Origin of the sequence: Streptomyces coeruleorubidus, assembly GCF_028885415.1 — a bacterium.
Lineage (GTDB): Bacteria > Actinomycetota > Actinomycetes > Streptomycetales > Streptomycetaceae > Streptomyces > Streptomyces coeruleorubidus_A.
The window spans coordinates 8,151,920-8,177,781 of sequence record NZ_CP118527.1 but is presented as its reverse complement, the minus strand read 5'-3'; the positions used below and the strand labels follow the sequence as shown (position 1 = coordinate 8,177,781).

The following is a 25,862-nucleotide window of genomic DNA, read 5'->3' as shown; positions in this document are numbered from 1 at the left end:
CAATATTCCGTCGACACAAGTCGGACGGCCCTCACTCGCCTGACGGCACTCACTCACCCGACGGCAGTCACCTCCGCGGTATCCCTCAAACCGAACGGAGTGTTCCCGTGAAAGTCGCAGTTCTCGGCGCCGGTGCCATCGGCGCCTACGTCGGCGCCGCGCTCCACCGCGCGGGCGCCGATGTGCATCTCATCGCCCGTGGACCGCATCTGGCGGCCATGAGGCAGCACGGAGTCCGGGTGCGCAGCCCGCGCGGCGACTTCACCGCGCACCCCCACGCGACCGACGACCCGGCCGAGGTCGGCCCGGTCGACTTCGTCTTCCTGGGCCTGAAAGCCAACGCGTATGCGGCGTGCGGGCCGCTGATCGCACCGTTGCTGAACGGCACCACGGCGGTCGTGGCCGCCCAGAACGGCATCCCCTGGTGGTACTTCCACCGGCACGGCGGCCCCTACGACGGCCACCGCGTCGAGAGCGTGGACCCGGACGGCGCGGTCAGTGCGGTGCTCGCGCCCGAACGGGCCGTCGGGTGCGTCGTCTACGCGGCGACCGAGCTCGAAGGGCCGGGCGTGATACGGCACTTGGAAGGAACCCGGTTCTCCATCGGCGAGCCCGACCGCAGTGTCTCGGCGCGCTGTCTGGCCTTCAGCGAGGCGATGCAGGCGGGCGGCCTGAAGTGCCCGGTCGAACCGGACCTCCGGAGCGACATCTGGCTCAAGCTGCTCGGCAACATCTCCTTCAACCCGATCAGCGCGCTGGCCCGCGCGACCATGCGGCAGATGTGCCTGCACGGCGGCACCCGCAGGGTCATCGAGATCATGATGACCGAGACGCTCGCGGTCGCCAACGCCCTCGGCTGCGAGGTCGGCGTCTCCATCGAGCGCCGGCTCGCGGGCGCCGAGCGGGTCGGCGACCACCGGACCTCCACGCTCCAGGACCTGGAGCGCGGCAAGCCGCTCGAACTCGACGTACTCCTCGCGGCGGTCGTCGAGTTGGCGGACATCACCGGCGTGGAGGTGCCCACCCTGCGCACCGTGCACGCCATCTCGGACCTGCTCGCCCTGAGGAGCGCCGCATGAGGAAACGCGAACCGAAGACCTACACCAGGCTGACGCACCCCCTCGTGCGGGACTCCCGCGACGAGCCCTTCCGGCAGGCGAGCTGGGAGGAGGCCCTGGACCGGGCGGCCCGGGGCCTGGCACGCAACCGCGGCGCGTTCGGCATGTTCTCCTGCGCCCGGGCGACGAACGAGATGAACTACGTCGCCCAGAAGTTCGCCCGGGTCGTCATGGGCACCAACAACGTCGACTCCTGCAACCGCACGTGCCACGCCCCCAGCGTGGCGGGCCTGTCGGCGGCGTTCGGCTCGGGCGGCGGGACGTCGTCGTACGAGGAGATCGAGCACACCGACGTCATCGTGATGTGGGGCTCCAACGCCCGTTTCGCGCACCCGATCTTCTTCCAGCACGTGCTGAGGGGAATCAGGAACGGCGCCCGGATGTACGCGGTCGATCCGCGCCGGACGTCGACCGCCGAGTGGGCGGAGAGCTGGCTCGGGCTGAACGTCGGCACTGACATCCCGATGGCGCACGCGATCGGCCGCGAGATCATCCACGCGGGCCTCGCCAACGAGGCGTTCATCGAGCGGGCGACCACCGGCTTCGAGGAGTACAGGGCGCTGGTCGAGCCGTGGACGCTGTCGCTCGCCGAGAAGGTGACGGGCGTACCGGCCGCCGCCATCCGCGAGCTGGCGCACGCCTACGCCCGTGCCGAGCGCGCCCAGCTGTGCTGGACCCTCGGCATCACAGAGCACCACAACGGCACCGACAACGTCCGCGCCCTGATCAACCTGTCCCTGCTCACCGGGCACGTCGGCCGCTACGGCGCCGGCCTGCAACCGTTGCGCGGGCAGAACAACGTGCAGGGCGGCGGCGACATGGGCGCGATCCCCAACCGCCTGCCCGGCTTCCAGGACCTCCTCGACCCGGACGTCCGGCTGAAGTTCGAGTCGGCCTGGGACACCGTCATCCAGCCGCACTACGGCCTGAACCTCACGGAGATGTTCGAGGCGATGGAGGACGGCACGCTCAAGGCCGTCTACTGCGTGGGCGAGAACCCGGCCCAGTCGGAGGCGGACAGCGAACAGGCCGTACGGCGTCTGAAAGCCCTCGACTTCCTCGTCGTGCAGGACATCTTCCTCACGAAGACGGCCGAGCTCGCGGACGTCGTCCTGCCGGCCACGGCCGGCTGGGCGGAGACCGACGGCACGACCACCAACAGCGAGCGGCGCGTGCAGCGCGTCCGCAAGGCCGTCACCCCGCCCGGCGAGGCCCGCGAGGACATCGACATCATCTGCGACCTCGCGGCCCGCCTCGGCCACGACTGGAAGTACGCCGACGCCGAGACCGTGTGGAACGAGCTCAGGTCGGTCTCGCCCGACCACTACGGCATGACGTACGAGCGCCTGGAGGAGCACCAGGGCATCCAGTGGCCGTGCCCCAGTACCGAGAGGCTCGAACCGACCTATCTGCACGGCCGGTTGTGGGAGCCGGACCGCGCCGAACGCGGCCGGCTCGCGCCCTTCGGGATCGTGCAGCACGACCCGCCCGTGGACCTCACCGACGAGGAGTACCCGATCCGGCTCACCACCGGGCGGCGGCTCGACTCGTACAACACCGGTGTGCAGAGCGGCGGTTACGCCTCGCCGCTGCGGCGAGGCGAGTACATCGAGCTGAGCCCGGAGGACGCCGAGCGCTACGGGGTCGTGGTCGGCGAGCAGGTCCAGGTCACCTCGCGGCGCGGGTCGGTGACCGCGCCCGTGTGGGTGGACACCGCGCTGCGGCCCGGGCTCGCCTTCATGACCATGCACTTCCCGGACGAGGTGGACACCAACGCGCTGACGATCGAGGCGAACTGCCCCATCGCGGGGACGGCGGAGTTCAAGGCGTCGGCGATCCGGATCGAGAAGCTGCCCGTCGCGACCATCGTGAGGTGACCTAAGTGGACCTGCACTTCGGCGACAGCAAGCCGACGGACGACGAACGGGCGGCCGTCGACGCCCTGCTCGGACCCCCGGAATCCTCCTGGGAGGGAGCCGACCGGTCCGATGCCGATCTGAGGTGGGCCCGTGGCGGGCGGGAGGCCCGGGACCGCCGCGACCTGCTGTTGCCGGGGCTGCACGCGATCAACGACCGGATCGGCTGGATCAGCGAGGGCGCCCTCGACTACCTGTGCCGGCGGCTGACGGTGCCGCCGGCGGAGGCGTACGGGGTCGCCACCTTCTACGCCATGTTCTCCGTCAAGCCACGTCCGGCGACCGTGCTCCACGTGTGCACGGACCTGGCGTGCGCGGCGGCCGGGGCGCCGGAGCTGTGCGCGGGGATCGAGGCCCGGCTCGGTCTCGGCAGCGGTGTCGCGGTGGAGCGCAGCCCTTGTCTGGGCCTGTGCGAGCGGGCCCCGGCCGCGCTCGCGATCAGGGCGGGGGACCCCGTGCGGACCGCGGTGTCGGCACCGACGAGTGTCGAAGAAGCCGTCCTCGCCGCGAGCGCCCCCGATTCGGCGCCGGAAGAGCCCCCGGCCGCGCTCGCGGTGCCCCAGGCCGGGCAGGGCGGCCTGATGCTGCTGAACCGCGTCGGCGTGGTCGACCCGGCGTCCCTCGACGACTACCGCGCCCACGGCGGCTACACGGCCCTGCGCCGGGCCTTCGAGCTGGGCCCCGCCGGGGTCATCCGCGAGGTCACCGACTCGGGACTGGTCGGGCGCGGTGGCGCCGCCTTCCCGACCGGCCGCAAGTGGCAGGCCACGGCGTCCCAGCCGGACCATCCGCACTATCTCGTCTGCAACGCCGACGAGTCGGAGCCGGGTACGTTCAAGGACCGCGTGCTCATGGAGGGCGACCCGTACGCGCTGGTCGAGGCGATGACGATCGCCGGGTACGCGACGGGCGCCCACAAGGGCTACCTCTATCTGCGCGGCGAGTACCCGCGCGCGCTGCATCTCCTTGAGCACGCGATCGCGCAGGCACGCGCGCGTGGACTGCTCGGTGACGACGTCCTCGGCCAGGGCTACGCCTTCGACATCGAGATCCGGCGCGGCGCGGGCGCCTACATCTGCGGTGAGGAGACGGCCCTGTTCAACTCCATCGAGGGCTACCGGGGCGAGCCCCGCTCGAAGCCGCCGTTCCCGGTGGAGAAGGGCCTGTTCGGCAAACCGACGGTCGAGAACAACGTCGAGACGCTGGTCAACGTCCTGCCGATCCTCACCATGGGCGCCCCGGCCTACGCGGCGATCGGCACCCAGCGGTCCACCGGGCCGAAGCTGTTCTGCGTGTCCGGGACCGTGGAACGGCCCGGTGTCTACGAGGTGCCGTTCGGCGCGACGCTGGGCGACCTGCTCGCGCTCGCCGGCGTGCGGGACGGGCTGCGGGCGGTGCTGCTCGGCGGGGCGGCGGGCGGTTTCGTACGGGCCGACGAACTCGACATCCCCCTCACCTTCGAAGGAACACGGGAGGCGGGCACGACGCTCGGCTCGGGGGTCGTCATGGCCTTCGACGACAGCGTGCCCCTCCCCCGGCTGCTGCTGCGCATCGCGGAGTTCTTCCGCGACGAGTCGTGCGGGCAGTGCGTGCCGTGCCGGGTCGGGACCGTGCGGCAGGAGGAGGCGCTGCACCGGATCGTGGAGCGCACCGGCGCCGCCGCCGCCGGGGACATCGCCCTGCTCAGGGAGGTCGGCCGCGCGATGCGGGACGCCTCGATCTGCGGTCTCGGGCAGACCGCGTGGAACGCCGTGGAATCCGCCATCGACCGTCTGGGGGCGTACGAATGACCGTCACACCGCTGGGGATCCCGCGCCGCGTGCTGGAGTTCACGATCGACGGCGAGGAGGCCAGGGTCCCCGAGGGCTCGACGATTCTGGACGCCTGCCGGGCGGCCGGGAAGGACATCCCGACCCTGTGCGAGGGCGACACACTGCGCCCGAAGAACGCCTGCCGGGTCTGTGTCGTCGAGGTCGAGGGGGCCCGCACCCTCGTCCCGGCCTGCTCCCGCAAGGCCGAGCCGGGCATGGAGGTGCGCACCGACACCGAGCGGGCCCGGCACAGCCGGAAGGTCGTCCTGGAACTGCTCGCCTCCTCGGTCGACCTGTCGACGACACCGCGGGTCGCCGAGTGGCTCAAGGAGTACGAGGCGAAGCCGGACCGCTTCGGCCCGGACGCGGCCCGGCTCAACGAGGAACCGAAGGTCGACAACGATCTGTACGTACGCGACTACGACAAGTGCATCCTCTGCTACAAGTGCGTGGACGCCTGCGGCGACCAGTGGCAGAACACCTTCGCGATCTCGGTCGCCGGGCGCGGTTTCGACGCCCGGATCGCCGTGGAGCACGACGCCCCGCTGACCGACTCGGCGTGCGTGTACTGCGGGAACTGCATCGAGGTGTGCCCCACGGGCGCGCTGTCCTTCAAGTCCGAGTTCGACATGCGCGCGGCGGGTACGTGGGACGAGTCGCGGCAGACGGAGACGACCACGGTGTGCGCGTACTGCGGAGTGGGCTGCAACCTGACGCTGCACGTGCAGGACAATGAGATCGTGAAGGTCACCTCGCCGCACGACAACCCGGTGACCCACGGCAATCTCTGCATCAAGGGCCGCTTCGGCTACCAGCACGTACAGAACCGGGGCTGATCAGGACATGGGACGAGTCACGGAACGACGCAAGGTGCTCCGCATCCGGGACGGGGCGGTCTCCAGCCGTCCGGACACGCTCGTCGCCGAGGAGCCCCTGGAGATCCGGCTGAACGGCAAACCCCTGGCGATCACCATGCGCACCCCGGGCGACGACTTCGCGCTGGCGGCGGGCTTCCTGGTGAGCGAGGGGGTGCTGGGCGGGCAGCAGGACCTGCGGAACATCGTCTACTGCGCCGGGGCGACCGCCGACGGCTCGAACACGTACAACGTGGTCGACGTGCAGACGGCCCCGGGCGTGGTGATCCCCGACATCACGCTGGAGCGGAACGTCTACACGACGTCGTCCTGCGGGCTGTGCGGCAAGGCGTCGCTGGACGCGGTGCGCACGACGGCCCGCTGGCCCATCGCCGACACTCCGCCGGTCCGGGTCACTCCCGAGCTGCTCGCGAGCCTGCCCGACCGGCTGCGCGCCGCCCAGAGGGTCTTCGACCGGACCGGCGGCCTGCACGCGGCGGCCCTCTTCTCGGAGGACGGCGAGCTGCTGGACGTCCGGGAGGACGTGGGCCGGCACAACGCGGTCGACAAGCTGGTCGGCCGCGCCCTGCAGAGCGGGGACCTGCCGCTGTCGCGGTCGATCCTGCTCGTCTCGGGCCGGGCCTCCTTCGAGCTGGCGCAGAAGGCCGTGATGGCCGGCATCCCGGTCCTGGCCGCAGTGTCGGCGCCGTCGTCGCTGGCGGTGGACCTGGCCGCCGAGACGGGTCTGACGCTGGTGGGCTTCCTGCGGGGCAGCTCCATGAACGTGTACGCGGGTGAGGACCGTATCGCCCTGCGGGCGGCGGCCGCCCAGGGCTGAGCAGGTTCCCCCGCGACACGGCGGCGGGGCCCCGACCGGCGGGGAGCGCCCCCTGCGCCGCAGGGGCCCCGTCTCGGCCCTCGGGGCAGCCGTCAGTCGCCCGTGCCGGATATGCGCCGCAGCATGCCGGTGAACTGCTCGCGTTCGGCCTCCGACAGCGGGGCGAGCAGCTCGTCGTTGGCCGCGCGGGCGGCCTTCTCGCAGCGCGTCAGCAGCCGGGCTCCCCGGGGGGTGAGGGACACGGCGTTCTTCCGCCGGTCCTTCGGGTCCGGCTCGCGCACCACCAGGCCCGCCGCCTGGAGGTCGTTCAGGATGCCGACCAGGTCCTTGGGGTCCAGCCGGACCGCGCGCCCGAGGTCGGCCTGGGCGACGGGGGCCAGGTCGCCGACGGCGGACAGCACCACGTGGTGCCACATCCGCATGTCCTGCTCGGCCAGGGCCTCGGCCACCAGGGCCCGGCCGCGGGCGGCGGCACGGCCGAGCAGCCAGCTGGGCAGGGAGCGGATCGCGGGGAGGGGGGCTTCCGACATGGCCGCAGCCTAACCAAGAAATCATTGGTTATCCCTATGATCGCCCTATACCGTTGGGCACCCCAACGAATTCGTGGGGACCACCGACGAAACCCGGAGGTGCGATGCGCCGCGTCCGCTACGAACGAGGCGGCCCCCTGTTCACGGAGGAGGCACCGGTCCCCGAACCCGGCCCCGGAGAACTGCTCGTGCGCGCGGAGGCGATCGGCGTCACACTCCCGGTCGTACGCAAGGTCACCGAGGCGGCCGAGCCGGTGCCGCTCGGCGGCGAGGTCGCCGGGGAGGTCACGGCCGTCGGTGAGGGCGTCACCCGCTTCGGCACCGGCGACCGCGTTACGGGGCTCTGCCTCGGCCACGGCTACGCCGACTTCGCGCTCCTGCACGAGACCATGGCCTCCCCGGTCCCGGCGGACGCCGACGCCGTCACGGCGGTCGGCCTGGTCCGCAGCGGCCTGGTCGCCCTCGGCGCCCTGGAGGCCGCACGGCCCGAGCCGGGCGAGGCGGCCCTGGTCACGGCCGCGGCGAGCGGTGTCGGGCACCTGGCCGTGCAACTGGCCAGGGCGCGGGGCGCAGGACGGGTCGTGGGGGCCGTCTCCGACCCGGCGAAGGCCGACTTCGTCCGCGGCCTGGGCGCCAACCACGTCGTCACCTACGGCGGTGACACCTGGGGCGCTCCCGTCGACTACGCCCTGGACGGCGTCGGCGGCGAGCTGCTCACCCCGGCCCTCGCCGCGCTCGCCCCGGAGGGACGGCTGGTGGCGTACAGCTCGGGTGGCGGCACCGTCCAGGCGTACGACCTGCTCGTGGGCGCCAAGTCGGTGATCGGATTCCAGATGGCCCGTGTCGCCCGTGGGAAGCCGGAGTTGTACGAGCAGTGGCGCGAGGAGCTGTGGCGGCTGTTCGCCGCCGGAGAGCTCCAGCCCGTCATCCACGGGGAGTTCGCCTTGGAGGACGCGGCGAAGGCGCACGGGGAGATCGAGGCGAGGGCCAACCTCGGCAAGGTCGTCCTGATCCCCTGACGCACGCTTCTTGTGGGGGTCTGTGAAGCCAAGTACCGTCTGTGGCCCACACATAGGACGTGGGATGTCCGGTTGTCCGAACGTTCCCTCCCCGGATTTCTGTTCCCACGCCTCGGTGGTACAGCCGACAGACGCATGAAGGGCAGGTCGCACCATGCCGTCAAGTCTTCGCACACGTCTGAGATCCACCCTGACAGCCGTTCTCACCGCCGCGGCGCTGCTCGCGCCCGCCGGCCCGGCCCATGCCCAACCCGACACGGCCTTACGGGAGTTCGAACAACAGGTCCTCTTCAAGGCCTCCCAGGACCCCGGTTACGCGTGCTTCCGGATCCCGGCGATCGTGCGCACCACGGCCGGCACGCTGCTCGCCTTCGCCGAGGGCCGCGTCCTCAACTGCGGTGACGCGGCCGACATCGACATCGTCCTCAAACGCTCCACCGACGGCGGCCGCACCTGGGGCCCGCTCCAGGTCGTCAACGAGGGCGCGGGCGACACGCACGGCAACCCCGCGCCCCTCGTGGACCGCAGGACCGGCCGGATCCTGCTGGCCGAGACGTACAACACCGGCCGTACGGACGCCGGCAACTGCACCGTTCCCTGCGACCGCACCCCGCACCTCCAGTACAGCGACGACGACGGCCGGACCTGGTCCGAGCCGCGCGACCTGAGCGACGAGATCCTGCCCGAGCACTGGAACTCCTGGTACGCCACCGGGCCCGTGCACGGCATCCAGCTCACCCGCGGCAAGCACGCCGGACGGCTGGTGTTCGGCGTCAACACCGAGACCTGGGACGGCAGCCGGGTCACCGCGAACCACGCCGCGCTCATCGTCAGCGACGACGGGGGCGACGACTGGCGGGTCGGTGCCACGGACTCCTGGCCCATAGCTCAGGACGGCACGTTCCGGCAGAAGCCGTCGGAGGTGACCCTCACCGAACGCGCCGACGGCGCCCTCCTCGTCAGCGGCCGGGAACAGGACGGCACCGATCTGGGTCACCGCTCCCAGACCCTCAGCCTGGACGGCGGCGACAGCTTCGCCACGCCCTTCCGCGGCCTCCCCGACCTCTACACCCCACAGGTCCAGGGCGCGACCCTGCGCCTCGGCGGCCGGATGCTGCTGTCCGCCCCGGCCGATCCCGACCGCCGCCGGACGATGATGGTCCGCTCCTCCTACGACGGCGGGCGCACCTGGGACAGCGTGGACCGGGGCACGGTCGTCACCACGGACTGGTCCGGCTACTCCGACATGGCGGCGGTCAACTCCTCGACGGTGGGCCTGTTGTACGAGGGCGGCGCGGTCGACGCCCGCGACGAGATCCGCTTCGCCCGCTTCACCGAGGACTGGCTGAAACCACGCCGTGGCGCCGACCCGACCACCCGCGACGCCGCGCCGGGCGCGAGGCCCGCGGCCGTGCTCGGCGGTGCCGGGCGCACGGCCGGCGTCCGCGGCGGTGCACTGGCCTTCGACGGCACCGACGACGCCGTACGCCTGCCGTACCGGTCCCGACTGCCGCTCGGCGAGGGTGACTTCACGGCCTCGCTGTTCTTCCGCTACACGGCCACGACCGGCGAACAGCCCTTCCTGTGGATGGGCGGCATCGGCACCACCCAACCGCAGGTCTGGCTGCGCGGGGAGCCGGCGAGCGACCGGGTCCGGGCGCTCATCACCACCCGGTCGGGCGCGGCGACCGTCAGGACGGCCTCGGTGTGGACGGCCGGCGCCCACAACGACGGCCGCTGGCACCACCTGGTCCTGCGCCGGGGCGGCGGGCAACTGACCCTCTTCCTCGACGGCACGCCGATCAGCACCCCGGACGTGCCGGGCTCGGTCAGCCGCAACTCCCCGTTCGGCGTGCACATCGGCCAGCGCATGGACAGCCGGGCGTTCCTCGCGGGGGCGATCGACGACGTCCGCGTCTGGAACCGGGCCCTCACCGACAAGGAGGTGGTCGCCGGCACCAAGGGCGCGGCCGCCAGGGGCACGGTGCTGTGGCTCCCCATGGACCGGGTGAGCGGCAGCAACTAACGTCACGGCACGTGCCCGACGACGCAGAAGCAGCACGAGCACGACAGCGCACGGGAACCGGGATCGGCCTGCTGCTGGTCCTGGTTCTCGGGGCAGCGCTGCTCATCGCCCTCCCGGAGGACGACAGTCCGGACGACGAGGCCGCCTGCCGGGCGCGCACGGTCCGCTCCTGGCAGGCGGACGACGGCCTCACCGCCGAGTTCGCCCGCTACGGCGACGACGCGGCCCGCACCGACGACTGGACCGGCGGCGACGGCACCCACTCGGTCCGGCTGCCGGACGGCCGGGTGCTGTGGCTGTTCTCGGACACCTACCTGGGCCGGGTGTACGGCCCGCCCAACCCGGCCGGCGAGTCCCACGCCTGGCGGGACGCCACCGCGCCGCTGGTACGCAACTCGGCCGTGCTGATGCGCGACGGCCGACTGGAGACGACCCTGCCCGCCCCGCTCTTCGCCGACCCGGCGCCGGGCCAGTGGCGCTGGCCGGTCGCCGCGCGCGTCGAACCCCGCTCCCCCGGCTCCTCGGAGCAGGTCGTCCGGGTGCTGCTGTGGGTGCGCACGGCCGGCCAGGCCCCGTGGATCTACGGCGTGCCCACCGCGACCGAGGTGGCCACGCTGTCGCTGCCCGGTCTGCGCCTGGAGTCGGTCGTCAAGGTGCTCGACCAGCAGCTGGTCCCCGACCCCTCCCGGCGGGTGCTGTTCGGCACGACGCTGGTCGAGGAGGACGGCTGGACGTACGTCTTCGGCGGCGACGACGGCCAGGCCGCCTCCCGTCCGGCCTCGCACGCGTACCTCGCGCGGGTGCCGGAGGGCAGGCTCGGGGATCCGGCGGCCTGGCGGTACTGGACCGGCTCGGCGTGGGCGGCCGGCGCCCGCCCCCGGCCGGTGCTCGGGGACGGGCAGCGCAAGGGGGTGGGCAGCGCGTTCTCGGTCGTCCGGGACGACGGGACGTACGTGCTGTTCACGATGGCCGCGGGCACGAAGGGCCTGACCACCGTGGCCTCGTACTGGGCGTGCTCCCCGGCCGGGCCGTGGCACGGGCCCGCGAAGGAGTTCAGCCCGTCGCTGCCGCAGGGCCAGGTGGCCGCCTACAACCCGCAGGCGCATCCGGTGCTGAGCGGCGACGGGCGTCTCGTGCTGAGCTACGACGTCAACTGGCTGGAGACGACGGGCGCCGCCGCCCAGCTCAGCCGGAACGTGTCCCTGTACCGACCGCGGTTCGTGACGCTGCGGCTGGCTCCGGCGCGGTGACCTCCGGGGTGGGATCGTGCGAGCGGCGCTTGGCGATCACCGCGCAGACCATCAGCTGCATCTGGTGGAAGAGCATCAGCGGCAGCACGGCCAGCGAGGCCTGCGGGCCGAACAGGACACTCGCCATGGGCAGTCCGGCGGCCAGGGACTTCTTCGAGCCGGCGAACTGGAGGGTGATCCGGTCCTCCCGACCGAAGCCCAGCGCCTTGCCGCCGTACCAGGTCAGCAGCAGCATCACGGCGAGGATCACGGCCTCGACGCCGAGCAGCCCGGCCAGCCGGAGGGGGCTGACCTGGTGCCAGATGCCCTGGACCATGCCCTGGCTGAACGCGGTGTAGACGACGAGCAGGATCGAGCCGCGGTCCACCAGCGCGAGGACCTTCTTGTGGCGGGTGACGAAGCCGCCGATCCAGCGGCGCAGCAGCTGTCCGGCGAGGAACGGCACGAGCAGTTGCAGCACGATCTTCAGCAGCGAGTCGGCGGAGAACCCGCCCCCGCTGCCGCCGAGCAGCGAGGCCGCGAGCAGCGGGGTGGCGACGATGCCGACGAGGGAGGAGAAGGAGCCCGCGCAGATCGCGGCGGGCACGTTGCCGCGGGCCATCGAGGTGAAGGCGATCGAGGACTGCACGGTCGACGGGACGAGCGTGAGGAAGAGCAGGCCCAGGTACAGCGGGTGCGTCAGGATCACCGGCACCAGCCCGCGGGCGGCCAGGCCGAGCAGCGGGAAGACGACGAAGGTGCAGGCCAGGACGGTGACGTGGAGCCGCCAGTGGCGCAGGCCGTCCAGTGCCTCACGGGTGGACAGCCGGGCGCCGTAGAGGAAGAACAGCAGGGCGATCGCCGCCGTGGAGGCACCGGACGCGACATCGGCGACCGTCCCGCGCGCCGGGAACAGCGCGGCGACACCCACCGTCGCGAGCAGGAGAAGGATGTACGGGTCGATCGGCATCCGACGCGGCAGGCGCAGGCGTTTCACGGTGCTCCACTTGCTTGGTGCTTACGGGCGGTACAAGGGCCGGTACGGCCCCCTCCCATCCTGCTCCCCGATCCGGCGATCGGGAATCCCGCATACCGTTCTCACTGTCATCACGTTCCGCGATAGCCTGGCGCCATGTACGACCCGTCCCATCTGCGCACCTTCCTGTCGGTGGCGCAGACGCTGAGCTTCACACAGGCCGCACGTCGGCTCGGGCTGCGGCAGTCCACCGTCAGCCAGCATGTGCGGCGGCTGGAGGACGCCACCGGGCGGACGCTGTTCACCCGGGACACGCACTCGGTGGAGCTCACCGAGGACGGCGAGGCCATGCTCGGGTTCGCGCGCCGGATCCTGGAGGTGCACGAGCAGGCGACGGCGTTCTTCACGGGCACCCGGCTGCGCGGCCGGCTGCGCTTCGGCGCGTCGGAGGACTTCGTACTGACCCGGCTGCCGGAGATCCTCGAGGGCTTCCGGCACGACCATCCGGAGGTCGATCTGGAGCTGACGGTCGAGCTGTCGGGCACGCTGCACGAGCAGCTCGCCGCCGGGAAGCTGGACCTCGTCCTGGCCAAACGGCGGCCCGAGGACCCGCGCGGCGAGCTGGTCCGGCACGACAGGCTGGTGTGGATCGGCGCGGAGCGCCTCCGGCTCGACCCGGAGCGTCCCGTGCCGCTCATCGTCTATCCGCCGCCGGGCATCACCCGCGCCCTCGCCCTGGAGGCGCTGGAGCGGCAGGGCCGCGAGTGGCGCGTGGTGTGCACGAGCGGCTCTCTCAACGGCCTCGTCGCGGCGGCCCGGGCGGGGCTCGGCGTGATGGCTCACTCCCGCGGCCTCATCCCGCCGGGCCTGGTCCGGGTCCCGGACCGGGCGGGACTGCCGGAGCTGGGGCAGGTCGACTTCGTCGTGGTCCACGGCCGGCGCCGCCCCACCGCCCAGGGCGCGGCGGACGCCCTGGCGGCGGCGATCCTGTCGGGCGGTGACCGGCTGAACCGGAGTGACGAAATCCGCCTCCGGGGCGCTGACAGAAGAGACGGCCGGGCACCGCGCACGAGGAGCCTCGGGCCGTGACCCGGTCGTACAGATTCGGTGGAGATTACGGCTCCGAAACTTACTCAACCGTCAGGATTCTGTCCGACCCTTCCCCATGTGAGCGCATTTTCCCTCCCTGACCAGCGCGGACAAGAGCCCTGCTCGCCTTCGCAACCCCTCCCGCCCTGTGCCCGGTTGGGGTAGCTTTCACGGCGCTGTGCGGAGCGTCACTCAACAAAAGCGCTGAGGAGCGGGGAGCGGGGTTTGCGCGAGTTCACCAACCCTCCGTTGGCGTTGGCACCTCCGGTGGGCGGTCTGGCCGACGTGGTCTTCGAGCATGCCCAGGACGACCCGCTGCACATCGCACTGGGCCGCAAGGACGAGTCCGGGCAGTGGCGGGACGTCACCAGCGCCGAGTTCCGCGACGAGGTGCTCGCCCTGGCCAAGGGCCTGCTGGCGAGCGGCATCCGGTTCGGCGACCGGGTCGCGATCATCTCCCGTACCCGCTACGAGTGGACGCTGTTCGACTACGCGCTGTGGACGATCGGCGCCCAGGTCGTGCCGGTCTACCCGACCTCCTCGGCCGAGCAGTGCTTCTGGATGCTGTACGACGCCGAGGTGACGGCCGCGGTCGTGGAGCACGAGGACCACGCGATGACGATCGCCACCGTGATCGACCGGCTGCCGCAGCTGCGCCGCCTGTGGCAGCTGGACTCCGGCGCCCTGCACGAGCTGTACGACGCCGGCGCGAGCATCGACGACGAGGTGGTGCACCGCCACCGCCAGGCCGTCACCCCCGACTCGGTCGCCACGATCATCTACACCTCGGGCACCACCGGCCGCCCCAAGGGCTGTGTCATCACGCACGGCAACTTCATGTACGAGGCGGACACCGTCATCGAGCGCTGGGAGCCGGTGTTCCACTCCAAGCGGGGCGACGAGGCCGCCACCCTGCTGTTCCTGCCGCTCGCCCATGTCTTCGGGCGGATGGTCCAGGTCGCCGGGATCCGCGGCAAGGTGAAGTTCGGTCACCAGCCGCAGCTGAACGCGGCAGCCCTGCTGCCCGACCTGGCCGCGTTCAAGCCGACGTTCTTCCTGGCCGTGCCGTACATCTTCGAGAAGGTGTTCAACGCGGCCCGCCGCAAGGCCGAGAAGGAGGGGCGCTCCGGCCCGTTCGAGAAGGCCGTCGACATCGCCATCAAGTACGCGGACGCGATCGAGGCGAAGGCCTGGGGCACCGGCCCCGGCCCCTCCGCCGGCCTGCGCATGCAGCACCAACTGTTCGACAAGCTCGTCTACTCCAAGATCCGCGCCGCGATGGGCGGCCGTATCAAGCACGCCATGTCGGGCGGCTCGGCGATGGACCGGCGGCTCGGCCTGTTCTTCGCCGGGGCGGGCGTGCACATCTACGAGGGCTACGGCCTGACCGAGTCCACGGCCGCCGCGACCGCCAACCCGCCCGGACGCACCCGGTTCGGCACGGTCGGGCAGCCCATCCCGGGCATGACCGTGCACATCGCGGACGACGGGGAGATCTGGCTGCACGGCCAGAACCTCTTCCAGGGTTACCTCAACAACCCCAAGGCCACCGACGAGACCCTGCACGACGGCTGGCTGGCCACCGGCGACCTGGGCGCGCTCGACGAGGACGGCTACCTCACCATCACCGGCCGCAAGAAGGAGATCCTGGTCACATCGGGCGGCAAGAGTGTTTCGCCCGGTGTGCTGGAGGAACGCGTCCGTGACCATCCACTGGTCAACCAGTGCATCTTGGTCGGCAACGACCGCCCGTACATCGCCGCCCTCGTGACCCTCGACCAGGAGGCCGTGGAGCACTGGCTGACGATGCGGGGCAAGCCGCGGATGTCCGCGGCGGAGCTGGTGCGCGACGCGGATCTGGAGACGGAGGTGCGGCGCGCGGTGGTCGCGGCCAACACCCTTGTCTCGCAGGCCGAGTCGATCCGCACCTTCCGCATCCTGGCCCAGCCGTTCACCGAGGAGCACGGGTTGCTGACCCCGTCCCTGAAACTGAAGCGCAAAGCGATCGAGAAGGCGTACGAGAAAGAGGTCGAGGCGCTGTACCGGGTGTGACTTGCCAGGTAACGGCCGAATCGCACGCCTGAATTCTCCCGTCAGGAATGCATCACGGCTCGTGATCGTTGACGATGGGAGGCACACCTGACCACAAACCGAAGGATCGAGAGCTCGTGAGCAAGGTCCCCCCGATCATCCTGAACAACGGCGTCGAGATGCCCCAGCTGGGCTTCGGCGTCTGGCAGGTGCCGGACGACGAGGCCGAGTCGGCCGTCGCGACGGCGCTGGAGGCCGGGTACCGCAGCATCGACACCGCGGCGATCTACGGCAACGAGGAGGGCACCGGCAAGGCCATCGCCGCGTCCGGTCTCCCCCGCGAGGAGCTGTTCGTCACGACGAAGCTCTGGAACGCCGACCAGGGGTACGACTCCACGCTGCGCGCCTTCGACACCTCGCTGGAGAAGCTCGGCCTGGACTTCGTCGACCTGTACCTGATCCACTGGCCGCTGCCGGCCCGGGACACCTACGTCGACACGTACAAGGCGTTCGAGAAGCTGCACGCCGACGGCCGGATCCGGGCCATCGGTGTCTCCAACTTCCTTCCCGAGCACCTGGAGCGGCTGATCGGCGAGACGTCGGTCATCCCGGCCGTGAACCAGATCGAGCTGCACCCGCACCTCCAGCAGAACGCCGCCCGTGAGTACCACGCGGAGCAGGGCATCGCCACGGAGGCCTGGTCGCCGCTCGGCCAGGGCAAGGGCCTGCTGGAGGTCCCGGCGATCGTGGCCATCGCCCAGAAGCACAACCGCACGCCGGCCCAGGTCGTCCTGCGCTGGCACATCCAGCTGGGCAACGTGGTCATCCCGAAGTCCGTGACGCCGGCACGGATCAAGGAGAACATCGAGGTCTTCGACTTCACCCTGGACACAGAGGACCTGGCGGCCATCAGCGCCCTCAACGAAGACCGCCGCCTGGGCCCGGACCCGGCGACGTTCGACGGCGCCTGAGGCATCCGACTGCCCGCAGCTGCTCAGCTGCGGGCAGTCGTGCCGCTTGGGGCGGCGCCCGTCCCACCGACGCGGCACCCCGCACCGCCGGGCTGCGGACCCACCCGACCTCAGCCCAACCGCCGAGTCGGCAATCTGATCAGCCGTGCGCAGATGCCCCGGCGGCAGACTCCCGTAGGAATCCCAGAAGGGGGGCTGGGCGCGACCCGCGTCACGCCGACAGCCCACTCAGAGGTTGCTGGTCAACAGCCCGTCGGGTTCCTCCCCCGCCCGGTGACGGCGACCCGCTGCCCCGCGTCCAGCAAGCGCCGCGCGACGGCGGCGCCGATCCCACTGCCACCGCCGGTGATGAGCGCAACCCGAGAGTCGGACGTGGATTCCCCCTGAGATTCGGCCCGGCCCGAGATGCGGCCGGACGGTCGATGCCGGGGAGTCCATCAGTTGGAGCACTCTCGGAAGTCAAGGGCGGGCCGGGGCTACATGGACCGGACCGCCGTGTGCACCGTGTGCGCCTCCAGGACGAACACGTCCGGGCGACGGTGCAGGCTCGCCTCGTCGTCGGGGTCGAGGAGCCGGTCGAGGGTCGCGAGGTCTTCCGCGTCGAGGCCGTCCGTGAGCCTCTCGCGCAGGTGCGACAGGGACGCCACGACGTAGGCACGGGCCCGGTCCGAGACGGGCGCGGGGAGGTCGAGCAGGAAGGTGTGCGTCCGGGTGTGCTTCAGGCCCGCGGCGGCCAGCAGGGCCGGCCAGTCCTCCGTCTCCGCGACATGGCCCGGCAGCTCCGCACGCATCCGCGCGAACCACTCCGCCTCCACCACGTCGAGCCGCGCCTGGAGTCCGGGCCGGCCGATGCCGATGTCGCGCGGCAGGTACCGCGGGGGCAGACCGCCCTCCATGAGGGCGAGAGTGCCGCCGGGCGCCAGCCGCGCCGCGAAGGCGGTGAGCGCGGCCCGCTGGTCGCCGAGGTGGTGCAGGCTGCGGCTCGCCCAGAGCAGGTCGGCGGGGTAGTCCAGCTCGTCGAGCACGTCCGGGAGTTCACCGGCGATGGTGCCGAAGCGATCGGCGACCCCCAGCCGCTCGGCCCGTGCCCGCGCCCGCTCCAGCAGCGGCTCGGAGCCGTCCACGGCGACGATCCGCGCGCCCGGGAACGTCTCGGCGAACAGACACGACACGACGCCCGGCCCACTGCCCGCGTCGACGATCAGGCCCGGCTCGGTCACCTCCTGCGCCAGCCAGGCCATGGCCCGCTCGTACAGGGACGCGAACAGCTCCGCCTGGGATTCCAGTCTCGGGCCCATCTCGGCCCAGTCGATGTCCGTGTGGTCGTGGTGGTGGCCGTGGTGGTGGCCGTGGCCGTGCTCGTGGTCGTGCGCCATGGTGGTCAGCCTCTCCCTCGGATGCCGCCAGCCTGCGCCGACGCACCGGGAGAAGGCCACTGCTCTTGCCGCTCCCGCAAAAATGATCCGCCGGGGCCGGAGCCCCGGCGGATCCGTGGGGACGGTGTGTCAGCCGGTCAGGACAGCGGCGGGTACGCGTTCTGCATCAGCTGCCGGAACTGGGCGGAGAACCAGTGCCCGGACAGCGGGGCGTCCGGCAGAGCACCGGACGGGTTGTTGCCGTTGCGCGGGTTGCCCTCGTACGTCGGGTCGCACATCCGGTCGAAGCCCTTGCCCTCGTCGTTCGGGATCTCCTTGCTCGCCCCGTCGGACTCGCCCGGCGGCTTCATCCACACGTAGGCGTCGATCCCGGCGGCCGGGCTGGCCTGCGGGCGCTCGCCGAGGCCGGCTCCGGACTGGTTGCACCAGTTGCCGGGGTTGATGCGGCGGTCGTAGCGGCCGCCGTCGACGTAGGCGTCGACGGATGTCTGCGGGCCGGGACCGGTGGGCCGGGCGGCGCCGCCCCAGCCGTTGCGGGAGGTGTCGATCAGCATGCCGATGCCGGAGGGGAAGCCGACCGAGACGAGCTGGTTGCGGAAGGCCTGGGCGAAGGACAGCTCGTCGACGTAGCGGTTCCAGTCGACCCACTTCGACTCGCGGACGGACTTGCCGGCCACGTTGTCGTTGATGGAGAAGTTGTTCTCCTTGAGGGCGCTGTAGTTCGCCGTGTTGGTGATGAAGCCGTGGACGTCGTTGACGGTCGCGCCCTCGGCGGACGCCGCCTCCTTGAACAGGGTCGCGGAGGGAGCGAAGTTGTCGTCCCAGCCGATCCAGCCGTGGTGGCCGGCGTCGACGTAGTTGTAGACGTTCGGCACGTCGCCGAGCTTGTTCAGCGCGTACCCGACGCCCTTGATGTAGTTTCCGTTGGCCTTCATCACGTCGCACTGCGGGGTGGCCGTCGGGCGGCTGCCGGTGTTGGTGACGAGGTTCGGCAGCGAGTCGATCTCGACGGTGGTGACGATCCGCAGCGAGGAGTACTTCGAGTCGGCGAGGATCGCCTTGATCGGGTCGATGTACTCCGTCTTGTAGCGGCCGATCTCGTCCGCCTTCAGCTCGCCGTTGGAGGCGAGGGCGGCGCAGTCGCGGCCGGGCAGGTTGTAGATGACGAGCTGGACGACGAGTTCGCCGGAGCCCTTCTGGCGCAGTGCCTCGTCGAGGTGGGCGCGCAGGCCCATCTTGCCGCCGGCGCCGTTGATCGCGGCGATCCGGTCCAGCCAGACACCGGTCGGCTGGTTGGCGATCCGGCTGCCGCCCGGCTCGGCGGCGGCCTTCGCGGACCACTCGGGGTTCACATACACCTTGGCGCCGTCATAGGGGTTGTTCACCCGGTTGGCGGGGCCGCCCGGCTCCGGCGGATCCGTGGGGCCGCCGGGGCCGCCGCTGTCGACGTTGCAGGTCACGCCGTCGAGGGTGAAGGTGGCCGGGATCGCGTTGCTTCCGCTGTAGGAGCCCTGGAAGCCGAAGCTGACCGAACCGCCGGTCGCGAGCTGGGCGTTGTAGCTCTCGTTGGCCACGGTGACATCGGCACCGCTCTGGCTGATCTTGGCGTTCCAGCCGCTGGTGACCTTCTGGTTGCCGGCGTACGACCACTTCAGCGACCAGGACGACTTCGCGGCGCTGTTGTTGGTGATGGTCACGGCGGCGGTGAAGCCGGTGCTCCACTGGTTCTGCACCTTGTAGTCGACGGTGCAGGGTACGGCGGCGGTGCCGGCGCCGCCCGGGTCGACGGCGAACGCGGTGCCGGTGGCTCCGCCGACCAGGGCCATGGCGGCCAGTAACGCTGTTCTCGTACGGCTCATGAGTGCGGGTTTCCCTTTCGGTGGTGGGGGTGTCAGCCGTTCAGGGCGCGCTCCGACAAGGACATGAGGAACCCGGCACCGGCACTCGCGCAGCCGGGGACGACCGCGAAGGCGGCGGCTAAAAGTACTGAACGCGAGGGGTGTCGCATGAGCGACTCCGTGCAGGTCGGGCCCGTCGTGGCGGACGCGTCGACTGATGGAATCGCTCCCACTGGTGTCAAGGAAGGTAGCGCCAAGTGTCGGTAAAGAACAGGGGAGTCGCTGACTTTCGCTCAACTCTCGGCGTCGAATCTTTTCGACTCTTCAAGGACCTTGACCGGTACCACACCCGTCCTCACTATGGGAGCGCTCCCACTGGTTCAAGCCTTGACTTCTCCGAGCCGCAAGGAGGAACCAGCACCATGCATCCCCCACCCCGGAGACGGAGAGCGGTGCGGCGTCTGTGGACCGCCGCGCTCGCAGCTCTCGCGCTTCCGTTGACGATGCTCTCCTCAGGGTCGACTTCCGCGCAGGCGGCCGCACTTCAGTGCAGTGTCGATTACAAGACGAACGACTGGGGCTCCGGCTTCACCGCGGACCTGACCCTCACCAACCGCGGCACGGACGCCATCGACGGCTGGACGCTGACGTACGCCTACTCCGGCAACCAGAAGCTGGGGAACGGCTGGAACGGCACCTGGTCGCAGTCGGGCCAGAACGTCACCGTCAAGAACGCCCCGCACAACGCGCGGGTCGCCGCGGGCGCCGCCGTCTCCACCGGCGCCCAGTTCAGCTACAGCGGCAGCAACACCGCGCCCACGTCCTTCGCGGTCAACGGCACGCCCTGCACCGGCGCGCACCAGCCGCCGATCGCCGTGCTGACCAGCCCGGCCGCAGGCGCCGTCTACACCCAGGGCGAGGCGGTCCCGCTGGCGGCCACCGCGGCCGCCGCGGACAACGCCACGATCAGCAAGGTGGAGTTCTACGACGACACCAAGCTGCTGGGCACGGACACGAGCGCGCCCTACGCGCTGTCCGTCTCGGATTTGACCGTGGGCAGCCATTCCCTGGTGGCGAAGGCCTACGACAGCATGGGCGCCTCCGCCGACTCCACCCCGGTCGGCATCACGGTTGCCTCCGGCCCGACCGTCGTCGCCTCGCCGCTCCAACTGGGCGTGCAGTCCGGCAAGTCGGGCACGTACGAGGTGAAGCTGTCCAAGCAGCCGACGTCCAACGTGACGGTCACGTCGGCCCGCGCGAGCGGCAACGCGGGCCTGTCGGTCACGGGCGGCGCCTCGCTCACCTTCACCCCGCAGAACTGGAACACCGCGCAGAAGGTGACCGTCACGGCCGCCGACTCCGGTACGGGTTCCGCCGTGTTCGAGTCGACGGCCGCGGGCCACGCCAAGGCCTCCGTCACCGTCACCCAGCTGGCGGCGACCAAGGCGTACGACGCCCGCTTCCTGGAGCTCTACGGGAAGATCACCAACCCGGCGAACGGCTACTTCTCCCCCGAGGGCATTCCCTACCACTCGGTCGAGACGCTGATCGTCGAGGCGCCGGACCACGGCCACGAGACCACCTCGGAGGCGTACAGCTACCTCCTGTGGCTCCAGGCCATGTACGGCAAGGTGACCGGTGACTGGTCCAAGTTCAACGGCGCGTGGGATCTCATGGAGAAGTACATGATCCCCACCAAGGCCGACCAGCCGACCAACTCCTTCTACAACGCCTCCAAGCCGGCCACCTACGCGCCCGAGCTGGACACCCCCAACGAGTACCCGGCCAAGCTCGACACCGGTGTCTCGGTGGGCCGGGACCCGATCGCGGCCGAGCTGAAGAGCGCGTACGGCACGGACGACGTCTACGGCATGCACTGGCTCCAGGACGTCGACAACGTCTACGGCTACGGCAACTCGCCCGGCAAGTGCGAGGCGGGCCCGTCGGACACCGGCCCGTCGTACATCAACACCTTCCAGCGCGGCTCGCAGGAGTCGGTGTGGGAGACGGTGCCGCAGCCGACCTGCGACGCCTTCAAGTACGGCGGCAAGAACGGCTATCTGGACCTGTTCACCGCTGACGCCTCCTACGCCAAGCAGTGGAAGTTCACCAACGCGCCGGACGCCGACGCGCGCGCCGTGCAGGCCGCCTACTGGGCGGACCTGTGGGCGAAGGAGCAGGGCAAGGGCGGGGACGTCTCCGCGACGGTCGGCAAGGCCGCCAAGATGGGCGACTACCTGCGCTACTCCATGTTCGACAAGTACTTCAAGAAGATCGGCAACTGCGTCGGACCGTCGGCCTGCCCGGCGGGCACCGGCAAGGACGCCTCGATGTACCTGATGTCCTGGTACTACGCCTGGGGCGGCGCCACCGACACCAACGCCGGCTGGGCCTGGCGCATCGGCTCCAGCCACGCCCACGGCGGCTACCAGAACCCGCTGGCCGCCTACGCGCTGAGCAACTACGCCCCGCTGAAGCCCAAGTCGGCGACGGGCGCGGCCGACTGGGCCAAGTCCATGGACCGGCAGCTGGAGTTCTACCGCTGGCTCCAGTCGGACGAGGGCGCCATCGCCGGCGGCGCGACCAACAGCTGGGCGGGCCGGTACGCGACCCCGCCCGCCGGGAAGTCGACGTTCTACGGCATGTACTACGACGAGAAGCCCGTGTACCACGACCCGCCGTCCAACCAGTGGTTCGGCTTCCAGGCGTGGTCCATGGAGCGGGTCGCCGAGCTGTACCAGCAGACGGGGAACGCGCAGGCCAAGGCGGTCCTCGACAAGTGGGTCGACTGGGCGCTGTCCAAGACCACGTTCAACCCGGACGGCACGTTCCGTATCCCGTCGACGCTCCAGTGGTCGGGCCAGCCCGACACCTGGAACGCCTCCAGCCCCGGCTCCAACAGCGGGCTGCACGTCACCGTCGCCGACTACACCAACGACGTCGGTGTGGCGGCCGCGTACGCCAAGACCCTGACGTACTACGCCGACCGCTCCGGTGACACGGAGGCCGCGACGGCGGCGAAGAAGCTGCTGGACGGTATGTGGGCGAACCACCAGGACGACCTCGGTATCGCCGTCCCGGAGACCCGCGCGGACTACAACCGGTTCGACGACCCGGTGTACATCCCGAGTGGCTGGACGGGCACGATGCCGAACGGTGACGCGATCAACTCGTCGTCGACGTTCGACTCGATCCGGTCCTTCTACGAGGACGATCCTGCCTGGTCGAAGATCGAGAGTTACCTCGCGGGCGGTGCGGTGCCGTCGTTCACGTATCACCGGTTCTGGGCTCAGGCGGATATCGCCTTGGCCATGGGCTCGTACGCGGAGCTTCTCGAATAGTCCCCGCCGGGCGCTCCGCGGGTTGTGCGGTTGTTGTCTGCGGGCCGTGTGTGGCTGGTCGCGCAGTTCCCCGCGCCCCCAAGACAGCGTCCGAAGCTCTGCGTACGTGGCCCTGCACCTGACGCGGGGCCACGGCCGGGCGGCTCCACCCGCACTGGGGCCGCCCGGCCCTCGCACGTTCCCCCCTCACGGAAGGAACCCCACCGTGCGAAGAACCCGTGCTCTCACGGCCGTGCTCGCGCTGGCGGCCGGGTTGTTGTCGGGCGCTCCCGCCGCCCTGGCCGCCGATCCGCCGTCGACGAAGATCGCCGCCGATACCTACACCTGGAAGAACGCCCGGATCGACGGGGGTGGCTTCGTCCCCGGCATCGTCTTCAACCGGACCGAGAAGAACCTCGCCTACGCCCGGACCGACATCGGCGGTGCCTACCGCTGGCAGGAGGCCTCGAAGACCTGGACGCCGCTGCTGGACTCCGTCGGCTGGGACGACTGGGGGCACACGGGGGTCGTCAGCATCGCGTCCGACTCCGTCGATCCGAACCGGGTGTACGCGGCGGTCGGTACGTACACCAACAGCTGGGATCCGAAGAACGGTGCGGTCATGCGCTCCGCCAACCGGGGTGCGAGCTGGCAGAAGACGAACCTGCCGTTCAAGCTGGGCGGCAACATGCCGGGGCGGGGCATGGGCGAGCGGCTGGCCGTCGACCCGAACCGGAACAGCGTGCTGTATCTGGGCGCGCCCAGCGGCAAGGGGCTGTGGCGGTCGACGGACTCGGGCGTGACCTGGTCGCAGGTGACGAACTTCCCCAACGTCGGCAACTACGTGCAGGACCCGAGCGACACCAGCGGCTACGCGTCCGACAACCAGGGCATCGTCTGGGTCACCTTCGACGAGTCCACGGGCACGTCGGGCAGCGCCACCAAGACGATCTACGTGGGGGTCGCCGACAAGGACAACGCGGTGTACCGCTCGACGGACGCGGGCGCGACCTGGCAGCGCCTTGCCGGGCAGCCCACCGGCTACCTCGCCCACAAGGGCGTACTGGACGCGAAGAACGGCTACCTCTACCTCGCCTACAGCGACAAGGGCGGCCCGTACGACGGCGGCAAGGGCCAGCTGTGGCGGTACGCGACCGGGACCGGGGCCTGGACGAACATCAGCCCGGTGGCGGAGGCCGACACGTTCTACGGCTTCAGCGGGCTGACGGTGGACCGGCAGAAGCCGGGCACGGTGATGGCGACCGCGTACAGCGCCTGGTGGCCGGACACGCAGATCTTCCGCTCCACGGACAGCGGCGCGAACTGGACCAAGGCGTGGGACTACACGTCGTACCCGAATCGCGAGAACCGCTACACGATGGACGTCTCCTCCTCGCCGTGGCTGACCTGGGGCGCCAACCCGCAGCCGCCCGAGCAGACCCCGAAGCTCGGGTGGATGACGGAAGCTCTGGAGATCGACCCGTTCGACTCGAACCGCATGATGTACGGGACGGGCGCGACGATCTACGGCACCGAGAACCTCACCAACTGGGACAGCGGAAGCAAGTTCACCGTCAAGCCGATGGTGCAGGGGCTGGAGGAGACGGCGGTCAACGACCTGGCGTCACCGCCGTCGGGCGCCCCGCTGCTGAGCGCGCTGGGTGACATCGGCGGCTTCCGCCACACGGTTCTGACGAAGGTCCCGTCGATGATGTTCACCCAGCCGAACTTCACGACGACCACCAGTCTGGACTTCGCCGAGTCGAACCCGAACACGGTCGTCCGGGTCGGCAACCTCGACTCCGGTCCGCACATCTCGTTCTCGACGGACAACGGCGCCAACTGGTTCGCGGGGACCGACCCCTCGGGCGTGAGCGGCGGCGGCACGGTCGCGGCGGCGGCCGACGGCAGCCGGTTCGTGTGGAGCCCGCAGGGCGCCGGCGTGCACCACGCGACGGGCTTCGGCACGTCGTGGCAGGCGTCCGGTGGAATTCCCTCCGGGGCGATCGTCGAGTCGGACCGCGTCGACCCGAAGACCTTCTACGGCTTCAAGTCCGGGAAGTTCTACGTCAGCACGGACGGCGGGGCGACGTTCAAGGAGTCACCGGCGACGGGGCTGCCCGGCGGCGACAGCGTCCGCTTCAAGGCGCTGCCCGGCGGGAAGGGCGACGTCTGGCTGGCGGGCGGAGCGAGCGACGGCGCGTACGGCCTGTGGCACTCGACGGACGGCGGCACGAGCTTCACGAAGCTGTCGAACGTCGAGCAGGCCGACACCATCGGCTTCGGCAAGGCGGCACCCGGCGCCTCCTACCAGACGCTCTACACCAGCGCCAAGATCGGCGGCGTACGCGGCGTCTTCCGCTCCACGGACAAGGGCGCGAGCTGGACGCGCATCAACGACGACGCCCACCAGTGGGGCTGGACGGGTGCGGCCATCACCGGTGACCCGAGGGTGTACGGCCGGGTGTACGTGGCGACCAACGGCCGCGGCGTCATCTACGGCGACAGCTCCGACGGCGGCACCACGGGTCCCGGGCCCGGGCCCGAACCGGCCGGTGCCTGCAAGGTGACGTACAAGGTCACCAGCCAGTGGTCGGGCGGCTTCCAGGCGGACGTGCAGGTCGCCAATACCGGCACCACCCCCTGGAACGGCTGGTCCCTCGTCTGGTCCTTCGCCGACGGCCAGAAACTGACCCAGGCGTGGAACGCCGTGGCCGCGCAGTCGGGTTCGGCGGTGACGGCGAAGAACGTCGGCTGGAACGCAGGCGTGGCGGCGGGCTCGTCCGTGAGCTTCGGCTTCACGGCGAACTCGTCGGGGACGAACACGAAGCCGACGGCGTTCAAGCTGGGTGACCAGAGCTGCACGGTGGCCTGACCGTGCTTTTCGAGGGCGTATGCCTCAGACGGCATACGCCCTCGG

17 protein-coding genes and 1 pseudogene are annotated in these 25,862 nt (G+C 70.8%); 13 read left to right on the top strand and 5 right to left on the bottom strand.

Going from position 1 to position 25,862, the window contains the following annotated elements; genetic code table 11:
- Positions 1–107: 107 nt before the first annotated feature.
- Genes PV963_RS37750 through fdhD form a run of 5 tightly spaced genes read left to right on the top strand, consistent with a single transcriptional unit; the run spans position 108 to position 6,537 of the window.
- Positions 108–1,079: a 2-dehydropantoate 2-reductase gene (locus PV963_RS37750; protein WP_274820945.1), complete on the top strand. Its 972-nt coding sequence runs from the start codon at positions 108–110 to the stop codon at positions 1,077–1,079.
- Positions 1,076–2,995 (top strand): molybdopterin oxidoreductase family protein, encoded by a 1,920-nt coding sequence (locus tag PV963_RS37745; protein ID WP_274820944.1) that lies wholly within the window; start codon positions 1,076–1,078, stop codon positions 2,993–2,995. The genes PV963_RS37750 and PV963_RS37745 overlap by 4 nt, the downstream gene beginning before the upstream one ends.
- 5 nt (positions 2,996–3,000) lie before the next feature.
- Complete coding sequence (locus tag PV963_RS37740) at positions 3,001–4,824, top strand: NAD(P)H-dependent oxidoreductase subunit E (RefSeq protein ID WP_274820943.1); 1,824 nt, start codon at positions 3,001–3,003, stop codon at positions 4,822–4,824.
- The gene (locus PV963_RS37735; RefSeq protein WP_274820942.1) at positions 4,821–5,681 is read left to right on the top strand and encodes a 2Fe-2S iron-sulfur cluster-binding protein; all 861 of its coding nucleotides are present in this window, start codon (positions 4,821–4,823) and stop codon (positions 5,679–5,681) included. Before PV963_RS37740 ends, PV963_RS37735 begins: the two co-directional genes overlap by 4 nt.
- A 7-nt stretch (positions 5,682–5,688) precedes the next feature.
- Entirely contained in the window at positions 5,689–6,537 is an 849-nt protein-coding gene (fdhD, locus tag PV963_RS37730) for a formate dehydrogenase accessory sulfurtransferase FdhD (RefSeq protein ID WP_274820941.1), read from the top strand.
- A 92-nt stretch (positions 6,538–6,629) separates the two neighbouring features.
- On the opposite strand, the gene PV963_RS37725 is transcribed toward fdhD, so the two are convergent.
- Entirely contained in the window at positions 6,630–7,067 is a 438-nt protein-coding gene (locus PV963_RS37725) for a MarR family winged helix-turn-helix transcriptional regulator (RefSeq protein ID WP_274820940.1), read from the bottom strand.
- Between the two features lie 104 nt (positions 7,068–7,171).
- Between PV963_RS37725 and PV963_RS37720 the strand changes: the two genes are divergently transcribed.
- From PV963_RS37720 to PV963_RS37710, 3 genes are all read left to right on the top strand, one after another.
- On the top strand, positions 7,172–8,086 hold the full coding sequence (locus PV963_RS37720; RefSeq protein WP_274820939.1) for a quinone oxidoreductase family protein: 915 nt from the start codon (positions 7,172–7,174) through the stop codon (positions 8,084–8,086).
- Positions 8,087–8,240: 154 nt separating this feature from the next.
- Positions 8,241–10,112, top strand: coding sequence for a sialidase family protein (locus PV963_RS37715; protein ID WP_274820938.1), 1,872 nt, complete (start codon positions 8,241–8,243; stop codon positions 10,110–10,112).
- Positions 10,113–10,123: 11 nt separating this feature from the next.
- A complete protein-coding gene (locus PV963_RS37710) occupies positions 10,124–11,362 on the top strand; it encodes a DUF4185 domain-containing protein (protein ID WP_274820937.1) in 1,239 nt (412 codons plus the stop codon).
- Here the strand turns inward: PV963_RS37710 and PV963_RS37705 are convergent.
- Positions 11,298–12,311, bottom strand: coding sequence for a bile acid:sodium symporter family protein (locus tag PV963_RS37705; protein WP_274822235.1), 1,014 nt, complete (start codon positions 12,309–12,311; stop codon positions 11,298–11,300). The two genes, PV963_RS37710 and PV963_RS37705, sit on opposite strands and share 65 nt — an antisense overlap.
- Positions 12,312–12,473: 162 nt before the next feature.
- Here PV963_RS37705 and PV963_RS37700 point away from each other — a divergent pair, with 162 nt between their 5' ends.
- From PV963_RS37700 to PV963_RS37690, 3 genes are all read left to right on the top strand, one after another.
- Positions 12,474–13,406 carry a LysR substrate-binding domain-containing protein gene (locus PV963_RS37700; protein WP_274820936.1) on the top strand — a complete coding sequence of 311 codons (933 nt, stop codon included), beginning with the start codon at positions 12,474–12,476 and terminating at the stop codon, positions 13,404–13,406.
- Positions 13,407–13,631: 225 nt separating this feature from the next.
- Positions 13,632–15,458, top strand: a complete 1,827-nt coding sequence (locus PV963_RS37695) for an AMP-dependent synthetase/ligase (RefSeq protein WP_274820935.1) — start codon at positions 13,632–13,634, stop codon at positions 15,456–15,458.
- A 158-nt stretch (positions 15,459–15,616) separates the two neighbouring features.
- Positions 15,617–16,408, top strand: a complete 792-nt coding sequence (locus PV963_RS37690; protein WP_425541048.1) for an aldo/keto reductase — start codon at positions 15,617–15,619, stop codon at positions 16,406–16,408.
- Positions 16,409–16,671: 263 nt separating this feature from the next.
- On the opposite strand, the pseudogene PV963_RS44140 reads toward PV963_RS37690, so the two are convergent.
- From PV963_RS44140 to PV963_RS37675, 3 genes and pseudogenes are all read right to left on the bottom strand, one after another.
- Positions 16,672–16,815 (bottom strand): annotated as a pseudogene (locus PV963_RS44140) (SDR family NAD(P)-dependent oxidoreductase); the annotation flags it as partial.
- Positions 16,816–16,884: 69 nt separating this feature from the next.
- Positions 16,885–17,784: a class I SAM-dependent methyltransferase gene (locus tag PV963_RS37680; protein WP_274820933.1), complete on the bottom strand. Its 900-nt coding sequence runs from the start codon at positions 17,782–17,784 to the stop codon at positions 16,885–16,887.
- Between the two features lie 137 nt (positions 17,785–17,921).
- On the bottom strand, positions 17,922–19,643 hold the full coding sequence (locus tag PV963_RS37675; RefSeq protein WP_274820932.1) for a glycoside hydrolase family 6 protein: 1,722 nt from the start codon (positions 19,641–19,643) through the stop codon (positions 17,922–17,924).
- A gap of 401 nt (positions 19,644–20,044) precedes the next feature.
- Here PV963_RS37675 and PV963_RS37670 point away from each other — a divergent pair, with 401 nt between their 5' ends.
- Entirely contained in the window at positions 20,045–22,963 is a 2,919-nt protein-coding gene (locus tag PV963_RS37670) for a glycoside hydrolase family 48 protein (RefSeq protein WP_274820931.1), read from the top strand.
- A 205-nt stretch (positions 22,964–23,168) separates the two neighbouring features.
- On the top strand, positions 23,169–25,817 hold the full coding sequence (locus tag PV963_RS37665) for a cellulose binding domain-containing protein (RefSeq protein ID WP_274820930.1): 2,649 nt from the start codon (positions 23,169–23,171) through the stop codon (positions 25,815–25,817).
- The last annotated feature ends 45 nt before the right edge of the window (positions 25,818–25,862 follow it).

What these genes read in the sequence shown, in the direction of transcription:
- PV963_RS37715 (WP_274820938.1), top strand. Translation starts at nt 8,241, where the DNA reads ATGCCGTCAAGTCTTCGCACACGTCTGAGATCCACCCTGACAGCCGTT.
- PV963_RS37720 (WP_274820939.1), top strand. Translation starts at nt 7,172, where the DNA reads ATGCGCCGCGTCCGCTACGAACGAGGCGGCCCCCTGTTCACGGAGGAG.
- PV963_RS37735 (WP_274820942.1), top strand. Translation starts at nt 4,821, where the DNA reads ATGACCGTCACACCGCTGGGGATCCCGCGCCGCGTGCTGGAGTTCACG.
- PV963_RS37745 (WP_274820944.1), top strand. Translation starts at nt 1,076, where the DNA reads ATGAGGAAACGCGAACCGAAGACCTACACCAGGCTGACGCACCCCCTC.
- PV963_RS37700 (WP_274820936.1), top strand. Translation starts at nt 12,474, where the DNA reads ATGTACGACCCGTCCCATCTGCGCACCTTCCTGTCGGTGGCGCAGACG.
- fdhD (WP_274820941.1), top strand. Translation starts at nt 5,689, where the DNA reads ATGGGACGAGTCACGGAACGACGCAAGGTGCTCCGCATCCGGGACGGG.
- PV963_RS37670 (WP_274820931.1), top strand. Translation starts at nt 20,045, where the DNA reads ATGCATCCCCCACCCCGGAGACGGAGAGCGGTGCGGCGTCTGTGGACC.
- PV963_RS37725 (WP_274820940.1), bottom strand. Translation starts at nt 7,067, where the DNA reads ATGTCGGAAGCCCCCCTCCCCGCGATCCGCTCCCTGCCCAGCTGGCTG.
- PV963_RS37680 (WP_274820933.1), bottom strand. Translation starts at nt 17,784, where the DNA reads ATGGCGCACGACCACGAGCACGGCCACGGCCACCACCACGGCCACCAC.
- PV963_RS37690 (WP_425541048.1), top strand. Translation starts at nt 15,617, where the DNA reads ATGCCCCAGCTGGGCTTCGGCGTCTGGCAGGTGCCGGACGACGAGGCC.
- PV963_RS37705 (WP_274822235.1), bottom strand. Translation starts at nt 12,311, where the DNA reads ATGCCGATCGACCCGTACATCCTTCTCCTGCTCGCGACGGTGGGTGTC.
- PV963_RS37675 (WP_274820932.1), bottom strand. Translation starts at nt 19,643, where the DNA reads ATGAGCCGTACGAGAACAGCGTTACTGGCCGCCATGGCCCTGGTCGGC.